The sequence below is a fragment of the Cupriavidus basilensis genome (genome assembly GCF_000832305.1).
Taxonomy (GTDB): domain Bacteria; phylum Pseudomonadota; class Gammaproteobacteria; order Burkholderiales; family Burkholderiaceae; genus Cupriavidus; species Cupriavidus basilensis_F.
In genome coordinates, this window is record NZ_CP010537.1 from 3,015,855 (window position 1) to 3,030,359 (window position 14,505).

At 66.1% G+C, this 14,505-nt stretch carries 14 protein-coding genes; 6 read left to right on the forward strand and 8 right to left on the reverse strand.

Annotated elements, in window-relative coordinates; all coding sequences use genetic code 11:
* Positions 1 to 51 precede the first annotated feature (51 nt).
* Positions 52 to 606 carry a cysteine hydrolase family protein gene (locus RR42_RS33815; RefSeq protein ID WP_043356401.1) on the reverse strand — a complete coding sequence of 185 codons (555 nt, stop codon included), beginning with the start codon at positions 604 to 606 and terminating at the stop codon, positions 52 to 54.
* Positions 607 to 688: 82 nt separating this feature from the next.
* Positions 689 to 1,882: an MFS transporter gene (locus tag RR42_RS33820; protein ID WP_043356403.1), complete on the reverse strand. Its 1,194-nt coding sequence runs from the start codon at positions 1,880 to 1,882 to the stop codon at positions 689 to 691.
* 155 nt (positions 1,883 to 2,037) lie between these two features.
* Between RR42_RS33820 and RR42_RS33825 the strand changes: the two genes are divergently transcribed.
* The 3 genes from RR42_RS33825 (at position 2,038) to RR42_RS33835 (ending at position 7,132) form a co-directional block, all read left to right on the forward strand.
* Entirely contained in the window at positions 2,038 to 2,946 is a 909-nt protein-coding gene (locus tag RR42_RS33825; protein WP_043356406.1) for a LysR family transcriptional regulator, read from the forward strand.
* A gap of 77 nt (positions 2,947 to 3,023) precedes the next feature.
* Positions 3,024 to 6,488 carry an adenylate/guanylate cyclase domain-containing protein gene (locus tag RR42_RS33830; RefSeq protein ID WP_052495153.1) on the forward strand — a complete coding sequence of 1,155 codons (3,465 nt, stop codon included), beginning with the start codon at positions 3,024 to 3,026 and terminating at the stop codon, positions 6,486 to 6,488.
* Positions 6,485 to 7,132: a hypothetical protein gene (locus RR42_RS33835; RefSeq protein ID WP_043356407.1), complete on the forward strand. Its 648-nt coding sequence runs from the start codon at positions 6,485 to 6,487 to the stop codon at positions 7,130 to 7,132. The genes RR42_RS33830 and RR42_RS33835 overlap by 4 nt, the downstream gene beginning before the upstream one ends.
* On the opposite strand, the gene RR42_RS33840 is transcribed toward RR42_RS33835, so the two are convergent.
* Both RR42_RS33840 and RR42_RS33845 read right to left on the reverse strand, forming a co-directional pair.
* Positions 7,113 to 8,144, reverse strand: a complete 1,032-nt coding sequence (locus tag RR42_RS33840) for a patatin-like phospholipase family protein (RefSeq protein ID WP_043356409.1) — start codon at positions 8,142 to 8,144, stop codon at positions 7,113 to 7,115. The genes RR42_RS33835 and RR42_RS33840 overlap by 20 nt on opposite strands.
* A gap of 234 nt (positions 8,145 to 8,378) precedes the next feature.
* Positions 8,379 to 8,729 (reverse strand): MerR family transcriptional regulator, encoded by a 351-nt coding sequence (locus tag RR42_RS33845; RefSeq protein ID WP_043356412.1) that lies wholly within the window; start codon positions 8,727 to 8,729, stop codon positions 8,379 to 8,381.
* Positions 8,730 to 8,864: 135 nt separating this feature from the next.
* Between RR42_RS33845 and RR42_RS33850 the strand changes: the two genes are divergently transcribed.
* Positions 8,865 to 9,305 carry a hypothetical protein gene (locus RR42_RS33850; protein WP_043356415.1) on the forward strand — a complete coding sequence of 147 codons (441 nt, stop codon included), beginning with the start codon at positions 8,865 to 8,867 and terminating at the stop codon, positions 9,303 to 9,305.
* Positions 9,306 to 9,385: 80 nt separating this feature from the next.
* Here the strand turns inward: RR42_RS33850 and RR42_RS33855 are convergent, their stop codons facing one another.
* Entirely contained in the window at positions 9,386 to 10,159 is a 774-nt protein-coding gene (locus RR42_RS33855) for a TetR/AcrR family transcriptional regulator (protein ID WP_082055203.1), read from the reverse strand.
* Between the two features lie 302 nt (positions 10,160 to 10,461).
* Here RR42_RS33855 and RR42_RS33860 point away from each other — a divergent pair, with 302 nt between their 5' ends.
* A complete protein-coding gene (locus RR42_RS33860; protein WP_043356416.1) occupies positions 10,462 to 10,893 on the forward strand; it encodes a VOC family protein in 432 nt (143 codons plus the stop codon).
* 140 nt (positions 10,894 to 11,033) lie between these two features.
* On the opposite strand, the gene RR42_RS33865 is transcribed toward RR42_RS33860, so the two are convergent.
* Together RR42_RS33865 and RR42_RS33870 are read right to left on the reverse strand one after the other, a co-directional pair.
* Positions 11,034 to 11,234, reverse strand: coding sequence for a hypothetical protein (locus RR42_RS33865; RefSeq protein ID WP_043356417.1), 201 nt, complete (start codon positions 11,232 to 11,234; stop codon positions 11,034 to 11,036).
* 132 nt (positions 11,235 to 11,366) lie between these two features.
* Positions 11,367 to 11,717 carry a hypothetical protein gene (locus tag RR42_RS33870; RefSeq protein ID WP_043356419.1) on the reverse strand — a complete coding sequence of 117 codons (351 nt, stop codon included), beginning with the start codon at positions 11,715 to 11,717 and terminating at the stop codon, positions 11,367 to 11,369.
* A 423-nt stretch (positions 11,718 to 12,140) separates the two neighbouring features.
* On the opposite strand from RR42_RS33870, the gene RR42_RS33875 reads away from it, so the two are divergent.
* Positions 12,141 to 13,451, forward strand: a complete 1,311-nt coding sequence (locus tag RR42_RS33875; protein WP_043356421.1) for an MFS family transporter — start codon at positions 12,141 to 12,143, stop codon at positions 13,449 to 13,451.
* 28 nt (positions 13,452 to 13,479) lie between these two features.
* Here RR42_RS33875 and RR42_RS33880 read toward each other — a convergent pair whose 3' ends face one another.
* A complete protein-coding gene (locus RR42_RS33880) occupies positions 13,480 to 14,424 on the reverse strand; it encodes a pyridoxal-phosphate dependent enzyme (RefSeq protein WP_043356423.1) in 945 nt (314 codons plus the stop codon).
* Positions 14,425 to 14,505: the final 81 nt, after the last annotated feature.

Here is a 14,505-nt window from a genome sequence, read left to right on the forward strand (position 1 = left end):
GGGAGGTTGTCCTGGGTTGATTTTGCTTTGACGATGCGGCCTTCTCCTGCCCTAGCCGCCCGCCGCGCCGCCGCCAAACCCGATGACTTCCGACGCCAGCGCCCGGATCGGGCGGCCGAAGCTGGTGATGGCCGGCAGCGTGGCGTTGTGGTGGCGCCGGATCAGTTCGGCGCTGGCGTGCGGCTTGTCGTGCGTGGTGTGCGCGTCGGCGGCGAGCGTGATCGAGTAGCCAAGCCCGGCGGCGCGGCGCACGGTGGTGTCCACGCAGAACTCGGTGGCATAGCCGCAGATGACCAGGTGCTTCGCCCGCAGGCGGTCCAGCAGCGCGGCGAGCTCGGTATGCAGGAAGGAGTCGGGCGTGGTCTTGCGCACGCGGTGGTCGTCGGGCGCGGCGACCAGCGTGCGCTCCAACTCCCAGCCAGGCGAGCCGAACGACAGCGCGCTGCCAGCCTGCTCGTGCTGCACGAACACCACCGGCACGCCGGCTGCCCGCGCCCGTGCCGCGAGGCCGTTGATGCGGCCGAGCACGGCATCGGCATCGCCCGGCCGTGGCGCGTCGTCGAACAGGCCACGTTGTACGTCAATCACGATCAGAGCGGTTTGCATCGAATGAATGGCCGGCGGCCCGTGGCAGGATAGCCGCCAGCATAAGCGACCCTCCGCGCGACCGCAACGCAATGCGCCGGAATCAATGCAACGGCGGCGAGGCCAGGTTGACGCCACCATCCGCCGGCATCCCACGATCAAGCCGGATGGCCAGCAGCGCCACGGCCACCGCCGCGACCGGCACCAGTGCCGCCACCCAGGTCACGGCGCCAAGCCCCGGCCCGCGCGTGATGACCACCCCGCCCAGCCACGCCCCAATGGCATTGCCCAGGTTGAAGGCTGCGATATTGAAGCTCGACGCCAGGCTCTGCCCTGCACCGCTGGCACGCTCCAGCACCCACATCTGCAGCGGCGCCACGGTTGCGAAGGCGGCCACGCCCAGCAGGCCGATGAAGATCACGGACAGCACCTTGCTGTGCAGGACAAAACTCATCAGCCCGAGCACCACGGCCAGCGCCAGCATGCTGCCAAGCACGGTGGCCTGCAGATGGCGGTCCGCCAGCTTGCCGCCAAGCAGGTTGCCGGCCACCAGGCCCACGCCGAAGACCAGCAGGATGGGCGAGACGGCGCTGTCGGCAAAGCCGGTGATCTGCGTCAGGATCGGCGCGATATACGTGAACACCGCAAACACGCCGGCATAGCCCAGCACCGTGGTCAGCAGCCCCAGCAGTACCGGCCGGCGCATGAGCGCACGCAGGTCGCGGCGCAGGTCGGGCGCTGGCGGTGCCGCGCGCTCGCCCGGCACGGCCAGGGCGATCACCAGCACCGCCAGCAAGCCAACGGCGGCCACCGCCCAGAAGCTGGCGCGCCAGCCGTAGGCCTGGCCGAGCCAGGTACCGAAGGGCACGCCGAGCACACTCGCCACCGTCAGCCCGGTGAACATCACGGCAATGGCCGAGGCGCGCTTGTGCGGCGCCACCAGCCCGGTGGCAACCACCGAGCCCACGCCAAAGAACGTGCCATGCGCCAGCGCGGTGAGCACCCGCGCGGCCATCAGCAGCGCGTAGTTCGGCGCCAGCGCGCAGGCCGCGTTGCCGATGGTGAAGATCACCATCAGGCCCAGCAGCGCCGTCTTGCGCGGCCAGCGGGCGGTCAGCACGGTCATGACCGGTGCGCCGGCCACCACGCCGAGCGCATAGCCGGAAATCAGCAAGCCCGCCGCCGCGATCGAGACGCCGAGGTCGGCCCCGACCTCCAGCAGCAGGCCCATGATGATGAATTCTGTGACGCCGATGCCGAAGGCGCCGGCGGTCAAGGCATAGAGAGCGAGTGGCATAGGAAGTCCATGAAGCGGTATGCGATACGGGTTGCATGCAACCCGGGAAGTCCAGGAAGCCCGGGAAGCCGGAGCGGCACGCAGCGAAGTATGGGGACGGGCAGATTGATGCGGTAGACTGCCCACACGAACAACATTTATGAATTGAATTCACAATGTCCAGGCTCGAAGTCAACCGCTCCGGCGAGATGGAAGTGTTCGTGCGGGTGGTGGAGCTGGGTGGCTTCTCCGCCGCCGCGCGCGCCTTGCGCATGACGCCGTCGGCCGTGAGCAAGCTGGTGGCGCGGCTGGAGGCCCGGCTCGGCGCGCGGCTGGTCAACCGCTCCACGCGCCGCATCGAGCTCACGGCGGAAGGCAGTGCCTTCTACGAACGCGCCGTGCGCGTGCTGGCCGACCTGGACGATGCCGAGCGTGGCGCCGCCGCCAGCGCCGCGCCCCACGGCCGCGTGCGCATCAATGCCAACGTGCCGTTTGGCGACCACTTCCTGCTGCCGCTGGTGCCGGAGTTCCTGGCGCTCTATCCGGACATCCAGCTCGATATCGTGCTGACCGACCAGGTCATCGACCTGATGGAAGAGCGCACCGACGTGGCGATCCGCGCCGGCGAGCTCAAGAGCTCGCGACTGGTGGCCCGCAAGCTGGGCGAGACCCGCATGATGGTGGTGGGCGCGCCCGCCTACCTGGCGCGTTGCGGCACGCCCCGCGTGCCCGCCGACCTGGCCGGGCACAACTGCCTGAAGTTAGGCTACGCGCGCGCGATCGAAGGCTGGCCGATGCTCGAAGGCGGGCAAGCCACCATGGTGGCGCCGCTGGGCAATGCCATGACCAGCAATGGCGACGCGCTGCGGCGGATCGTGGTCGGCGGGCTGGGGCTGGCCAGGATGGCCGTGTTCCAGGTCCGCGAGGACATCGCCGCCGGGCGGCTGGTGCCGCTGCTCGAAGCGTTCAACCCCGGCGACCTGGAGGCGGTGCATGCGGTGTACCTGGGCCAGGGCCGCCACTTGCCGGCGCGGGTGCGGGCGCTGCTGGATTTCCTGGCGCAGCGGGTGGAGATGGGGACCTAGGGACGCCGCCTGGCTTGCTACAAGAGCCGATCGCGCGTCTAATCATTCAGGGTGGGCAAAGGCGGTCAGGAGGCGATATGCGCTGCACGAATTGCGGCTACGCGAACCTCGCAGGCGCCAACTTCTGCGAGGCGTGCGGGGCGCGGCTTGCGCGCATTTGCCCGCAGTGCGGCGAGGAGGCCACCTCCGTTGCCAGGTTCTGCCGTGCCTGCGGCGTTGCGCTCCTTGATTCCCCGTCAGGATCGCCCGTGCCTTCCAGGCCGTCGGTCGCGGCCCCTGTCCACTACACGCCACCCCACCTGGCCGAGCGCATCCTGGCCGAGCAGGCGGCAATGGAGGCCCGGGGCGGGACGGCAGGCGAGCGCAAGACCATCACGGCTCTGTTCGCCGATATGGCGGGCTCGACGGCCCTGACCCAGGACCTGGACCCGGAGGAAACGCGCCGCCTCATCGACCCCGTCGTGACGCTGATGATGGAGGCAGTGCACCACTACGAAGGCTACGTGGCCAAGTTCCTGGGCGACGGCATCCTGGCGCTGTTCGGCGCGCCCATTGCCCACGAGGACCATGCCCTGCGGGCCCTGTACGCAGCCCTGCGCATGCAGGAAGCGATGCGACGGCACAGTGACCGGCTCCGCCTGGAGCAAGGCATACCGCTTCAGATCCGGATCGGCATCCACACGGGCGAGGTCGTGGTGCGCTCGATTCGCAAGGATGACTTGCACACGGACTACGATCCGGTCGGGCACACGATCCACATCGCCTCGCGCATGGAAGGTATCGCTACACCGGCGTCCATTCTCGTGAGCGAATCCACCCATAAGCTCACGCAGGGGTATTTCGAGTTCAAGGCCCTGGGCACCACACATGTCAAAGGCGTCCGGGACGCGCTGGCGGTCTATGAGGTGATGGGCCTCGGGGCAATGCGCACGCGCCTGCAAGTCGCGGCACACCGCGGCCTGGCCAGGTTCGTGGGCCGCCAGGCCGAATTGGAACGGTTGCACGCCGCGCTGGCGCTGGCCGAGGCGGGCCGAGGGCAGGTCGTTGCCGTGGTTGGCGAGGCCGGGGTCGGAAAATCCCGGCTGTTCCACGAGTTCAAGGCGCGATCGCAGGCAGGCTGCCTGGCGCTGGAAACCTTCTCGGTTTCGCACGGCAAGGCCTTCGCCTATTTACCGTTGATCGAGCTGTTGAAAAACTACTTTCAGATCACCGCGCAGGACAGCGACCGAAGCTGCCGCGAGAAGGTGACCGGCAGGCTGCTCACGCTGGAGCGTTCCCTGGAACGTCACCTGCCCTACTTGCTCTATCTGCTCGGGAACATCGAACCCGGCTCGGCACTGCCGACCATGGACGCGTCGATCCGACGTCAGCGCACCTTCGAAGCGATTGCTTGCCTGCTGGTGCGCGAGAGCCAGAACCAGCCGCTCGAGGTCATCTTCGAGGATCTGCAATGGCTGGACAGCGAAACCGAGGCCTTCCTCAATCTGCTTGTCGACCATGTGCCGGGGGCCAGGATCATCCTGCTTGTCAATTACCGCCCGGAGTATTCCCATGACTGGGGCCCCAAGGACAACTACACCCAGCTGAGCCTGCAGCCATTGGGCCCGGACGAAGCGCAGGGACTGCTCACCGCGCTGCTCGGCGACGATCGCAGCCTGGTGCCCCTGAAGCGACTCATCCTGGACAAGACCGAAGGCAATCCGTTTTTCATGGAGGAAGTGGTCCAGACCCTGGTCGAGGAGACCGCCTTGCTCGGCCAGCCCGGCTGCTACCGCATCGAGAAGGCGCCCGCCTTGCTGCACATCCCCACCACCGTCCAAGGCGTGCTCGCGGCCCGTATCGACCGGCTCCCGCTTGCCCAGAAGGAACTGCTGCAGACCCTGGCCGTGATCGGCAAGGAGTTTCCATTGAGTCTCATCCTGCATGTCACCAGCCTGGCCGAAGACAAGCTGCGCCCGCTACTGGCTGACCTGCAGGCGGCGGATTTCATTTACGAGCGGCCCGCCTTCCCCGAAGTCGAGTACGCCTTCAAGCACGCCCTGACGCAGGAGGTTGCCGGCAATTCGCTGCTTACCGAGCGGCGCGGCGCGCTGCATGAGAGCACGGCCCAGGCCATCGAGGCCCTCTTCCATGGCCGGCTGAAAGACTACTGCAGCGATCTCGCGCACCACTACAGCCATAGCGGCAATATCCCGAAGGCGGTCGCATACCTCCACTGTGCCGGCCAGCAGGCCCTGCAGCGTTCGGCCCAGGCTGAAGCGATCCGGCATCTGAGCACCGCCATCGAGCTGCTCAAGCGGATGCCGGACAACCCCGAGCGCACACGCCAGGAACTCACGCTGCGCCTCACCCTCGGCCCGGCCCTGATGGCCTCTCGCGGTCAGGCCTCCCCGGATGTGGAGGCAAACTACAAGCGCGCGCTGGCCTTGTGCGAACAGCAGAAGCAAACACCATACGCCTTCTCGGCTCAGCTCGGACTGTGGGCGTTCTATCAACTGCGTGCGCAGTACGAGATCGCATACCCCCTTGGGGAACGGCTGCTCGGCCTTGCCCTGGAAACGCAGAAGCCCAAACAACTTGCCGAGGCGCATCGCGCGATCGGCGCCACGGTTTTCCGCCTTGGCAAGCTGGACATGGCCCGCAAGCATGTAGAGCAAGTGCTGGCATTGCAACGCCCGGACCCGCCGGTGTATGACTTTCTCATGGGATACGGACGGGATCCGGCCGTCCATGCCACCAGCACATTAGGCTGGATCCTGTGGTACCTCGGCATGCCGGATCAGGCCCGCACGCGCAGCCACGAGGCCTTGGCGATGGCCAGGACACGTCCGGACGCCTTTAACCTCGCACTTTGCCTTGTCTTTGCGGCTGAAGTGCACCTGTGCCGCAGGGAGGTGCAACTGACCCGCGAGTATGCCGAGGCCGCCATGTCGGTCTCGGGCGAGCAGGGCTTCCCGATCTATCTGGCGTGGGGAACCGTCCTGCTGGGCTGGGCGCTGGCCGAACAGGGCAATCATGCGCAGGGGATAGCCCAGATCCAGCGGGGCATTGCCGCCTATCACGAGACCGGCGCAGCGCTGGGACAGCCAAATCTCCTGGCCCTGCTCGCGCACGCCTACGGAGAGGCGGGGCAAATCCAGGCCGGGCTGGACGCGCTGGCCGAGGCGCAAGCCTTGGCGGAGGCGACGGGAGAGCGGCTTGACGAAGCGACGCTGTATCGCCTCAAGGGAGAACTGATACTCCGGCAGTCAAGCCAGGCGCCCTTCCCGCCCACCGGCAGCGATGAAGCCCAAGCGTGCTTCCAGAAAGCGATCGCGGTCGCCCGCGACCAGGGTGCCAGGTCACTGGAACTGCAGGGCGCGCTGAGCCTGGCCGGCCTGTGGCGCCAACAAGGAAAGCTGATCGCGGCGCGCGATGCGCTGGCGGCGATCCATGGCAGCGTCAGCGAGGGCGCCGATACCGCGGACTGGCAACAGGCCCAAACCCTGCTGGATGATCTGACGCGGCAAATTGGCACGACCCCGGTGCCTTCTCCCGAATGACCCGGATGCAAACCCGCTTCCTGGCGCTGTGGGCGCGTTCCGGCGGCACGCAGGCTGTCGAGGCCTATGCGGATCTTGCCCGCTGCTATGGCGAGCCGGCACGGCACTATCACACGCTCCACCATGTTCGCCGCTGCCTGCGTGACCTGGACTGGGCGCGCAGCGCGATTCCCGATACTGACGCCGTCGAGCTGGCGCTCTGGTGCCATGACGTCATCTATGTTCCCGGCGCGCAAGACAATGAGCAACGCAGTGCCGAGTGGCTCCGATACTGGGCCAAAGGCCGGATTGCCGCAACCGAACGCATCGCCGGGATGATCCTGTGCACCGCGCATGGCGGCACTGCCGAGAATCTGGCCGGCCAATTCACCGCCGACATCGACCTTGCGGTGCTGGGTTGCGCCCGCGCGCGCTTTCGCCAGAACGGCGCGCACTTGCGGGCTGAGCGTCCTGACCTGGATGAGCTTGCCTATGATTGCGCCGAGCGGGCTTTCCTGGGCGCCCTGCTTGATCTGCCTCGTATCTATCAGACCGATCTGTTCCATGCCCGCTATGAAGCTCGCGCACGCCTGAACCTGGCGTGGCGGCTTGCGCGGCCGGCGCCATCCGGGGCCGCGTCTTGCCTCAAAGAAATTCCCCTCTGATATCAATGGTCGAACGCTGGCCAATGTGTTCGTAGTGTTCCTCCAGCCACGCCCCGGCCTCAGTCCTTCCCTTGTCACGCAGCGAACAAAGGAAGGCCCAGTCGGCGTTGTACTTGCTCGACACGCCCAGCGCGGCCATCGTCTCATCGGAGCGGATCGAGTGGATCATCATCTCCTTCATTTCACTCCGGTCGATCTTGCCTTGCTGGATCAGCGAAGTCACGAATGCGATGGCGCGCATCTCTCGGATGAGGGATGAGTTAAAGCTGACTTCGCTGACGCGATTGAGGATGTCAGCGGCCGTGGTCGGCACACCGCGGCGCACGATCGGGTTGATGTGCACAATCACGACATCGTGGGTATTGCAGTGATAAATCAGCGGAAAAATTGCCGGGTTGCCAACATAGCCGCCGTCCCAATAGTGCTGGCCATCGATGGCCACTGCCTGGAACAGTGTTGGCACACAGGCTGACGCCAGTACCGCGTCGATGCACAGGTCCTCGCCTGAAAAGATGCGTATCCTTCCGGTCTCGATATTGGTCGCGCACAGGTAAAGGTGAATGGGGCAGCGCTGGCGTAACGCCTCGAAATCCACCTGCCTGGCCAACACATCCCGCAGCGGATTCATGTTGTTGGGATTGAACTGGTATGGCGACAGGAGACGAAGAACGATGTCGGCCATCGCATACAGCGGAGAATGGTCCAGGCCCAGGGTATGGTTCCCCTTGATCCACGGCACCCAGCGCAATGGACTGTATCTTTCAGCCGATTGGGCGATAGCGAGCCAGAAGTCGTGCAGCGCCTGGCGCGCGCCGTCGCTCCCGCCTTGCAACAGCCCATAAGCCAGCACGGCGGCATTCATGGCCCCCGCGCTCGTCGCGCTGACGCCCTCGATGCCGAGCCGCCCGTCCTCGAGCAGCCGGTCCAGGACCCCCCATGTAAACGCGCCGTGCATGCCGCCGCCCTGCAACGCAAGGGCCACAGCCTTCCGCTCCCCGTTTTCAGGACGCATGCGATGCCCCCTTCCATCCCTGACAAGCCGGCAATAGCGGTGGCTGGATGAGCGCCCACGCTCCGTTGTCAAGTCAAGTATTGGTTTGGCCACGCCCTTTGCGCGCGCGAAGCCGCGCAAAGGCTAACAAAAGATATTTGAAGTTAACACCTTGATGCGCATTTTGTCAGGGCTTCTTGGTTCTTGGAGGCGGGAGGGGACTGCCGCGCCGGATATGCTGCCTTCGCGCCGCTTTCAGGTCCGCAACGGACACGCTGCGCCAATGCGCGAGGCAATCTCGGCACGCAACGCCGTCAATTCCGCCAGCCGGACATCCACCACTTCGAGTTTCTCCTGCAGCAAGGCGGAAAGCGCGTGCGCCGGGTCGGGCGCATTGCGAAGTTCGGCGCCGTGCCGTGCCACCTGCGCCAGCGAAAAACCGAGGGCCTGGGCCGTGCGCACATACTGGAGCCAGGCAATCGCCTCAGGTGGGAAATCCCGATAGCCGTTGCCCAGGCGACGGCCTTCGACGAGGCCGATCTTCTCGTAAAAACGGACAGTGTCCTTCGACAAGCCCGCCTTGGCCGCCAGTTCTCCGATACGCATGCCTGCTCCCTGCCATTTCCATCGATGGGTTTCCCGGCGGCCTGTTGCCTGCTGCCCTGGCCAGGGGTTGACCTTGGAGTCTACTCCACGCTTTAGAGTGGCCAGACTTCCACTTCCTCATGCAGGGAACTCGCCATGACATCGCGCCGCTATCTCCAGTTCGTCCGCGCCAGCGCCTGGTACGACCTGGTCGTCACCGCCCCCTTCGCCACACCCTGGACGTTCCAGTGGCTGCACGCCGCCCTGTGCCAGGCCGCCAGCATCGTCGGTGCCGGCGCGCTGCCAGGGTTCGATCCCACCCATGTCCTGTTTGCCAACCTGCTTGGCTCTGTCGTGGCGGTCTGGTCGCTGCTGCGCATCCTGGGCCCGCGCGTGTCGCACGGCTTGTTCGACGCTGCGGCGCGCGTGCTGTTCGCCTGCTGGCAGGCCTATGCGCTGGCGCATGGCGCGAGCCTGGTCATCCTGCCTTTCCTGGCTTTCGAGGTCTTCTGGGGCGTGGCGCAGCTGGCGCCCTGGGCCGGCAAAGTCCCGGTGCGAGCCGCCGCGGCAAGGCTGGTGCCCGGCGAGCATTCGTAACCACGGATCGTGCGTCTTCTCGAACGACTTACCCAACGAGTTTGTGATTCAGGACACTGTCTGGCCCGGCGCGTTACCGGTCACCGCACATCGGCCGCCTGCAGCCCCTTCTCCACCATATCCAGCAACCGCTGCCCGATCTGGTGCGCCTGCCCTGGCGACGTCGCCACCATGCGCAGCGGCCCGTCGATGACCAGCATCGACAAGCCATGCACGGCGGACCACGCAAGGTATTCGGCGCCGGGACGGTGCGCAGTGGACAGCACGCCGGCCGCCATCATCCGGTCCAGCGCCGCGCCGAGCAGTTGGTAGGGGTCAAGGCCGCTGTCGCCCGCCTTGCCGGGAACCGGCACGCCTTCCAGTTCGTCCGGCACCGAGAATGCCGTGCGGAACAGGCCGGGCTCGGCGAGCGCGAACTGCATGTAGCCGGCGCCGACCGCGCGCAGGCTGGCGCGGGCAAAGTCCGCTGGCGGCGCGCTCTCGTCCAGCGCGGCAAGCTCCGCCTCGATGGCTTGCGCCAGCGCCGCAAGCGCTGCGGCGCGCACCGCTTGCAACAGGTCCTGGCGGCTGGCGAAGTGCCGGTAGGCGGCGTTGGGCACGACCCCGGCGCGCCGGGTGGCCTCGCGCAGCACGACGGCATCCGGGCCGCCATCGCGCGCCAGTTCGATGCCGGCGTCGAGCAACGCGCGGCGCAGGTCGCCATGCCGGTAGGTGCTGCGGGGCGTTGGGGTGGCGGGGGTGGTGGCTATCTCCGTATCCGCGGGAACGGCAGTGCCGCCGGCGTCGGCCGAATCCGTTGAACTCGCGATGCGCGCTGTGCGCGGGATGCGTGAAGAGCGCTTTGCGCCGGTCATTTCCTCACCATGTGGACAGCATCCATTTTCTTTACTACTGTAGTGGACAGTGTACACATGATTGAGCGAACCGGCGCCACGACACCGCGCCCCCCCTTGGCTCAACGCGCAAGGATGGTGAACACCTCCCTGCCCTCCCAGACCGCGTCGCACCCTGGCAGCGAAGCCCAGGTGCGTGCCCTGGCCGACAGTTTGTTTTCGCAAGATCGCCGGCCGATGGCTGGTGGTGCATCAGCACGCATCGATGCCGGTGCGTTTCAACCCCCGACGCGTTTCAACCCTGGAAGTGGAAAGGAGACAAGATGCTAGTCCAACCCTATCTGTTCTTTGAAGGCCGTTGCGAGGAAGCGGCTGAGTTCTACAAGCGCGCCGTAGGCGCCGAGGTGGTCATGATGATGCGCTTCAAGGAAGCGCCCCCGCCGGAGTCTCCCCCGCCCGAAGGCGCTTGCGCGCCTGCGGCCGGCACCGAAGAAAAGATCATGCACATGTCCATGCGCATCGGCGAGACCGTGGTGATGATGTCCGATGGCCGGTGCACGGGCAAGCCCGATTTCCAGGGCTTCTCGCTGTCCGTGACCGTGCCCGATGTGGCCAGCGCCGACCGCGTGTTCAACGCCCTGGCCGAGGGCGGCCAGGTGCTGATGCCGCTAGGCAAGACGTTCTACTCGCCACGCTTTGGCATGACGGCCGATCGCTTCGGCTTGATGTGGATGGTCATCGTCCTGGAGTCCTGAGCCGCGCGGCATCAGACCGAGCCAAGCCAAGCCACGCCAGTCATGCCGGCGTGGCTTTTTCGATGAACGCCACGCCGAGCCGGGCCACGGGGGAGCGACAACCAGCGATAACGAGCGATAAGCAGAGATAGCGGTGAGGCTCAGCCTTGCTTGCCGTCGGCGCCGGACGCGGCCGTTGCCTGGTTGGACTTCAGTGCGCAAGGCGTCTGCGCCTGCTGCTTTGCCTGCACCTGCTTCTGGGCGCGCGCGCGTTCGATAACGGTCCAGTCGGGACCGGCAAGCGCGGGCAGCGAGGCAGCGAGGGTCGTGACGCTCAGCAGCGCCAGCACGATGGTTTTCATGATTTGTCTTGAGACGAAATTGGCAATGGCAATGACATTGCGTGGAGGATCTTGATACTTCCATACTGGCCGGTCCGGCCATGGGTGGAGGGGTCCCAGGGCCGGACCGGCAGCGCTGTATCAGGCGCTATATCAGGCGCTGGCCTGGCGGTTGTCCGCCGCACCATGCGCCGGCGCGGCCGACACACCGGTCAGGTCGCGCCCGGCGAGGTCCAGTGCCGCGGCTGCGCTGCCGTGCGCGCCGTCCGTGAACGAATCGCGACGGTCGCCAACGCGAGCACCGTCGGTGAAGGGGCTGCGGCGGTCGCCAACGCGGGCACCGTCGGTGAAGGGGTCGCGCTTGCCGTTGTGGAGTGCGTAGCCGTACTTGTCGCCGGCGTTGGTGCTATCTTTCGGACCCGTTGCCCCGGCTTGCGTTGCGGCCAGGAGGCAGACGCCGAAGGCGGCTGCGGAAACAAGGGTCGTGATGCGCTTCTTAATCATGATTGCTGCTTAATTCCAGATTGGGCGGCACTTTCCACTGGGTGTGGAGCGGGATAGGCGGATTCTTGCGTCCCGCATGTCGTCTGTTTCGCCTTTTGATCTGCACCGCGTATTCGACGCATTCGATGCATTCGATGCGTTGAGCAGCGCGGTACAAGCACATAGTGTAGCCACGGCGAATCATTCCTGGGATGAATTAAACGTCTCACTTCCAGTCGAATTTTTCACAACAAAAAAACTGCGCGGGTCGCGCATGAACGGTGGATGGCCCGCACCACCACCATCGGCGCATGCGAAACCCGACTGGCCCGCGCGACTTTAAATCATGCTGTCCGCGCGTATGGCATGGGTACACTCTGCACGCCCTTCCCCAGGCCCCAGACTGCCATCACAAAGAACAGAACGCTCCCGGCCGCACCCTGAATGACAGACTCTCCTCGCCCCGCACCGCTCCAGCCTCCCTCCCCCGAAGACATCCGCAAGCGCATCTACGCCATCGTTGCCGCATCCTCCGGCAACCTGGTCGAGTGGTTCGACTTCTACGTCTACGCGTTCTGCGCCATCTACTTCGCACCTTCGTTCTTCCCCAAGGCCGACCCCACGGCGCAACTGCTGAACACCGCCGGCGTCTTCGCCGCGGGCTTCCTGATGCGACCGATCGGCGGCTGGCTGTTCGGGCGGATAGCGGACCGGCACGGGCGCAAGACCTCGATGCTGATCTCGGTGCTGATGATGTGCTTCGGCTCGCTGCTGATCGCCTGCCTGCCTACCTATGGCGCCATCGGCAACTGGGCGCCCGCGCTGCTGTTGCTGGCGCGGCTGCTGCAAGGCTTGTCGGTCGGCGGCGAATATGGCACCACGGCCACGTACATGAGCGAGATTGCGCTCAAGGGGCGACGCGGGTTCTTCTCGTCGTTCCAGTACGTCACGCTGATCGGTGGCCAGTTGCTGGCGGTGCTGGTAGTGGTGGTGCTTCAGCAACTGCTGGATGAGGGGCAACTGCGGAGCTGGGGCTGGCGCGTTCCGTTTGTGATCGGCGCGCTCACCGCCGTGGTGGCACTGGCATTGCGCCGCACGCTGCGCGAAACGTCATCCGCGGCCACGCGCCGCAACAAGGAGGCAGGCAGCCTCACCGCGCTGTTCCGGCATCACAAGGCGGCGTTCCTTACCGTACTGGGCTATACCGCCGGCGGCTCGCTGATCTTCTACACGTTCACCACGTATATGCAAAAGTACCTGGTGAACTCCGCCGGCATGTCCATCAAGACGGCAAGCACGGTGATGACCGGCTGCCTCTTTGTCTATATGTGCATGCAGCCGCTGTTTGGCGCATTGTCTGACCGCATTGGCCGGCGCAGCAATATGCTTGCCTTTGGCGCGCTGGGGACAGCCGCCACCGTGCCGCTCCTGAGCGCCCTGCAGATCGTCTCCAGCCCGCTCGCGGCCTTCGCGCTGATCTCTATCGCACTGGCAATCGTCAGTCTCTATACATCGATCAGCGGCATCGTGAAGGCGGAGATGTTTCCCCCCGAAGTGCGGGCATTGGGCGTGGGGCTTGCGTACGCGATCTCCAATGCGATCTTTGGCGGCTCGGCCGAGTACGTGGCGCTGGCGCTGAAATCAGCCGGCCATCAGTCGGCGTTCTACTGGTATGTGACGGCGATGATGGCGCTGGCGTTCGGGGTCAGCCTGCGCCTGCCGCGCCAGGCCAGGCACCTGCGCCACGAGTATTGAGGCGCCAGGGCCGGACCACGGGCGTCGGTCAGGCGCCGCGATCCCAGGCCTGCAGCTGTTCGGCCGTGGCACCGGCGCCGCCGCAGACGATGACCAGCACGTCGCTCGCCGCCGTCACCGCGGCAGGCTTGCGCTCCAGCGCGGCCAGCGCCGCGCCGCATGCCGGCTCCACCACGATCCGGTGCTCGGCCAAAAAGCGCAGGCACGCGCCCACCGCCTCCTTGTCCGTGACCACCTCGCTGACAATCGAATGCACCTTTGACCACTCGAGCGCTTTGGCGCAAGGGCTCCTGGCACCCAGCGAGGTCGCGATGCTGGTGATGGCGGGCAGCTCGACCTGCGCGCCGGCCGCCAGCGAGGCGGCGTAGGAATCCGCGCCAACGGTCTCGGCCGCGATGACGGGCACATCGTGCCAGCCATTGCGCTCCAGCCCGGCCAGCACGCCGCACAGCAAGCCGCCCCCGCCTACCGATAGCACCACCGCGCCCGGCTTGACGCCGGCGGCCGCCACCTCGTCGATCATCGTCGCGTGGCCTTCCCACAGCAGGGGATCGTCAAAAGGGTGGATAAATGCATACTCCGGGCGCATCAGCGAGAGCGCGTGATCGTTGGCCTCGCTCCACGCACGTCCGTACACCACCAGTTCGGCGCCTTCCGCCGCGATACGCTCGCGCGCCGCGGCCGAGGTGGTCTCGGGCACGACGACGGTCACCGGCACGCCAAGCAGCCGCCCGCTGTAGGCGACGGCAATGCCGGCATTACCGCCCGAGGAGCACACTAGGCGTTTTGCGCCCCACTCCTTGTAGGTCTGGCATGCATGGCCGATGCCGCGCGCCTTGAACGAGCCCGGGGGCTGCAGCGCCTCCATCTTGAACCACACCGAGCGCCCCAGCCGTGCCGAGAAAGACGTGGATCGCAGCAGCGGGGTGACGATGTGCAGGCTCGCGGGCAGGGCGTTGTTAGCATGGGGCATGGTGGCGCTTCTTGGTTCTGGCATGAAGAACCTTGAATGGTAGAAGCCTGCCGCCTATGCGGTCAAATGCCTGTCAATCCT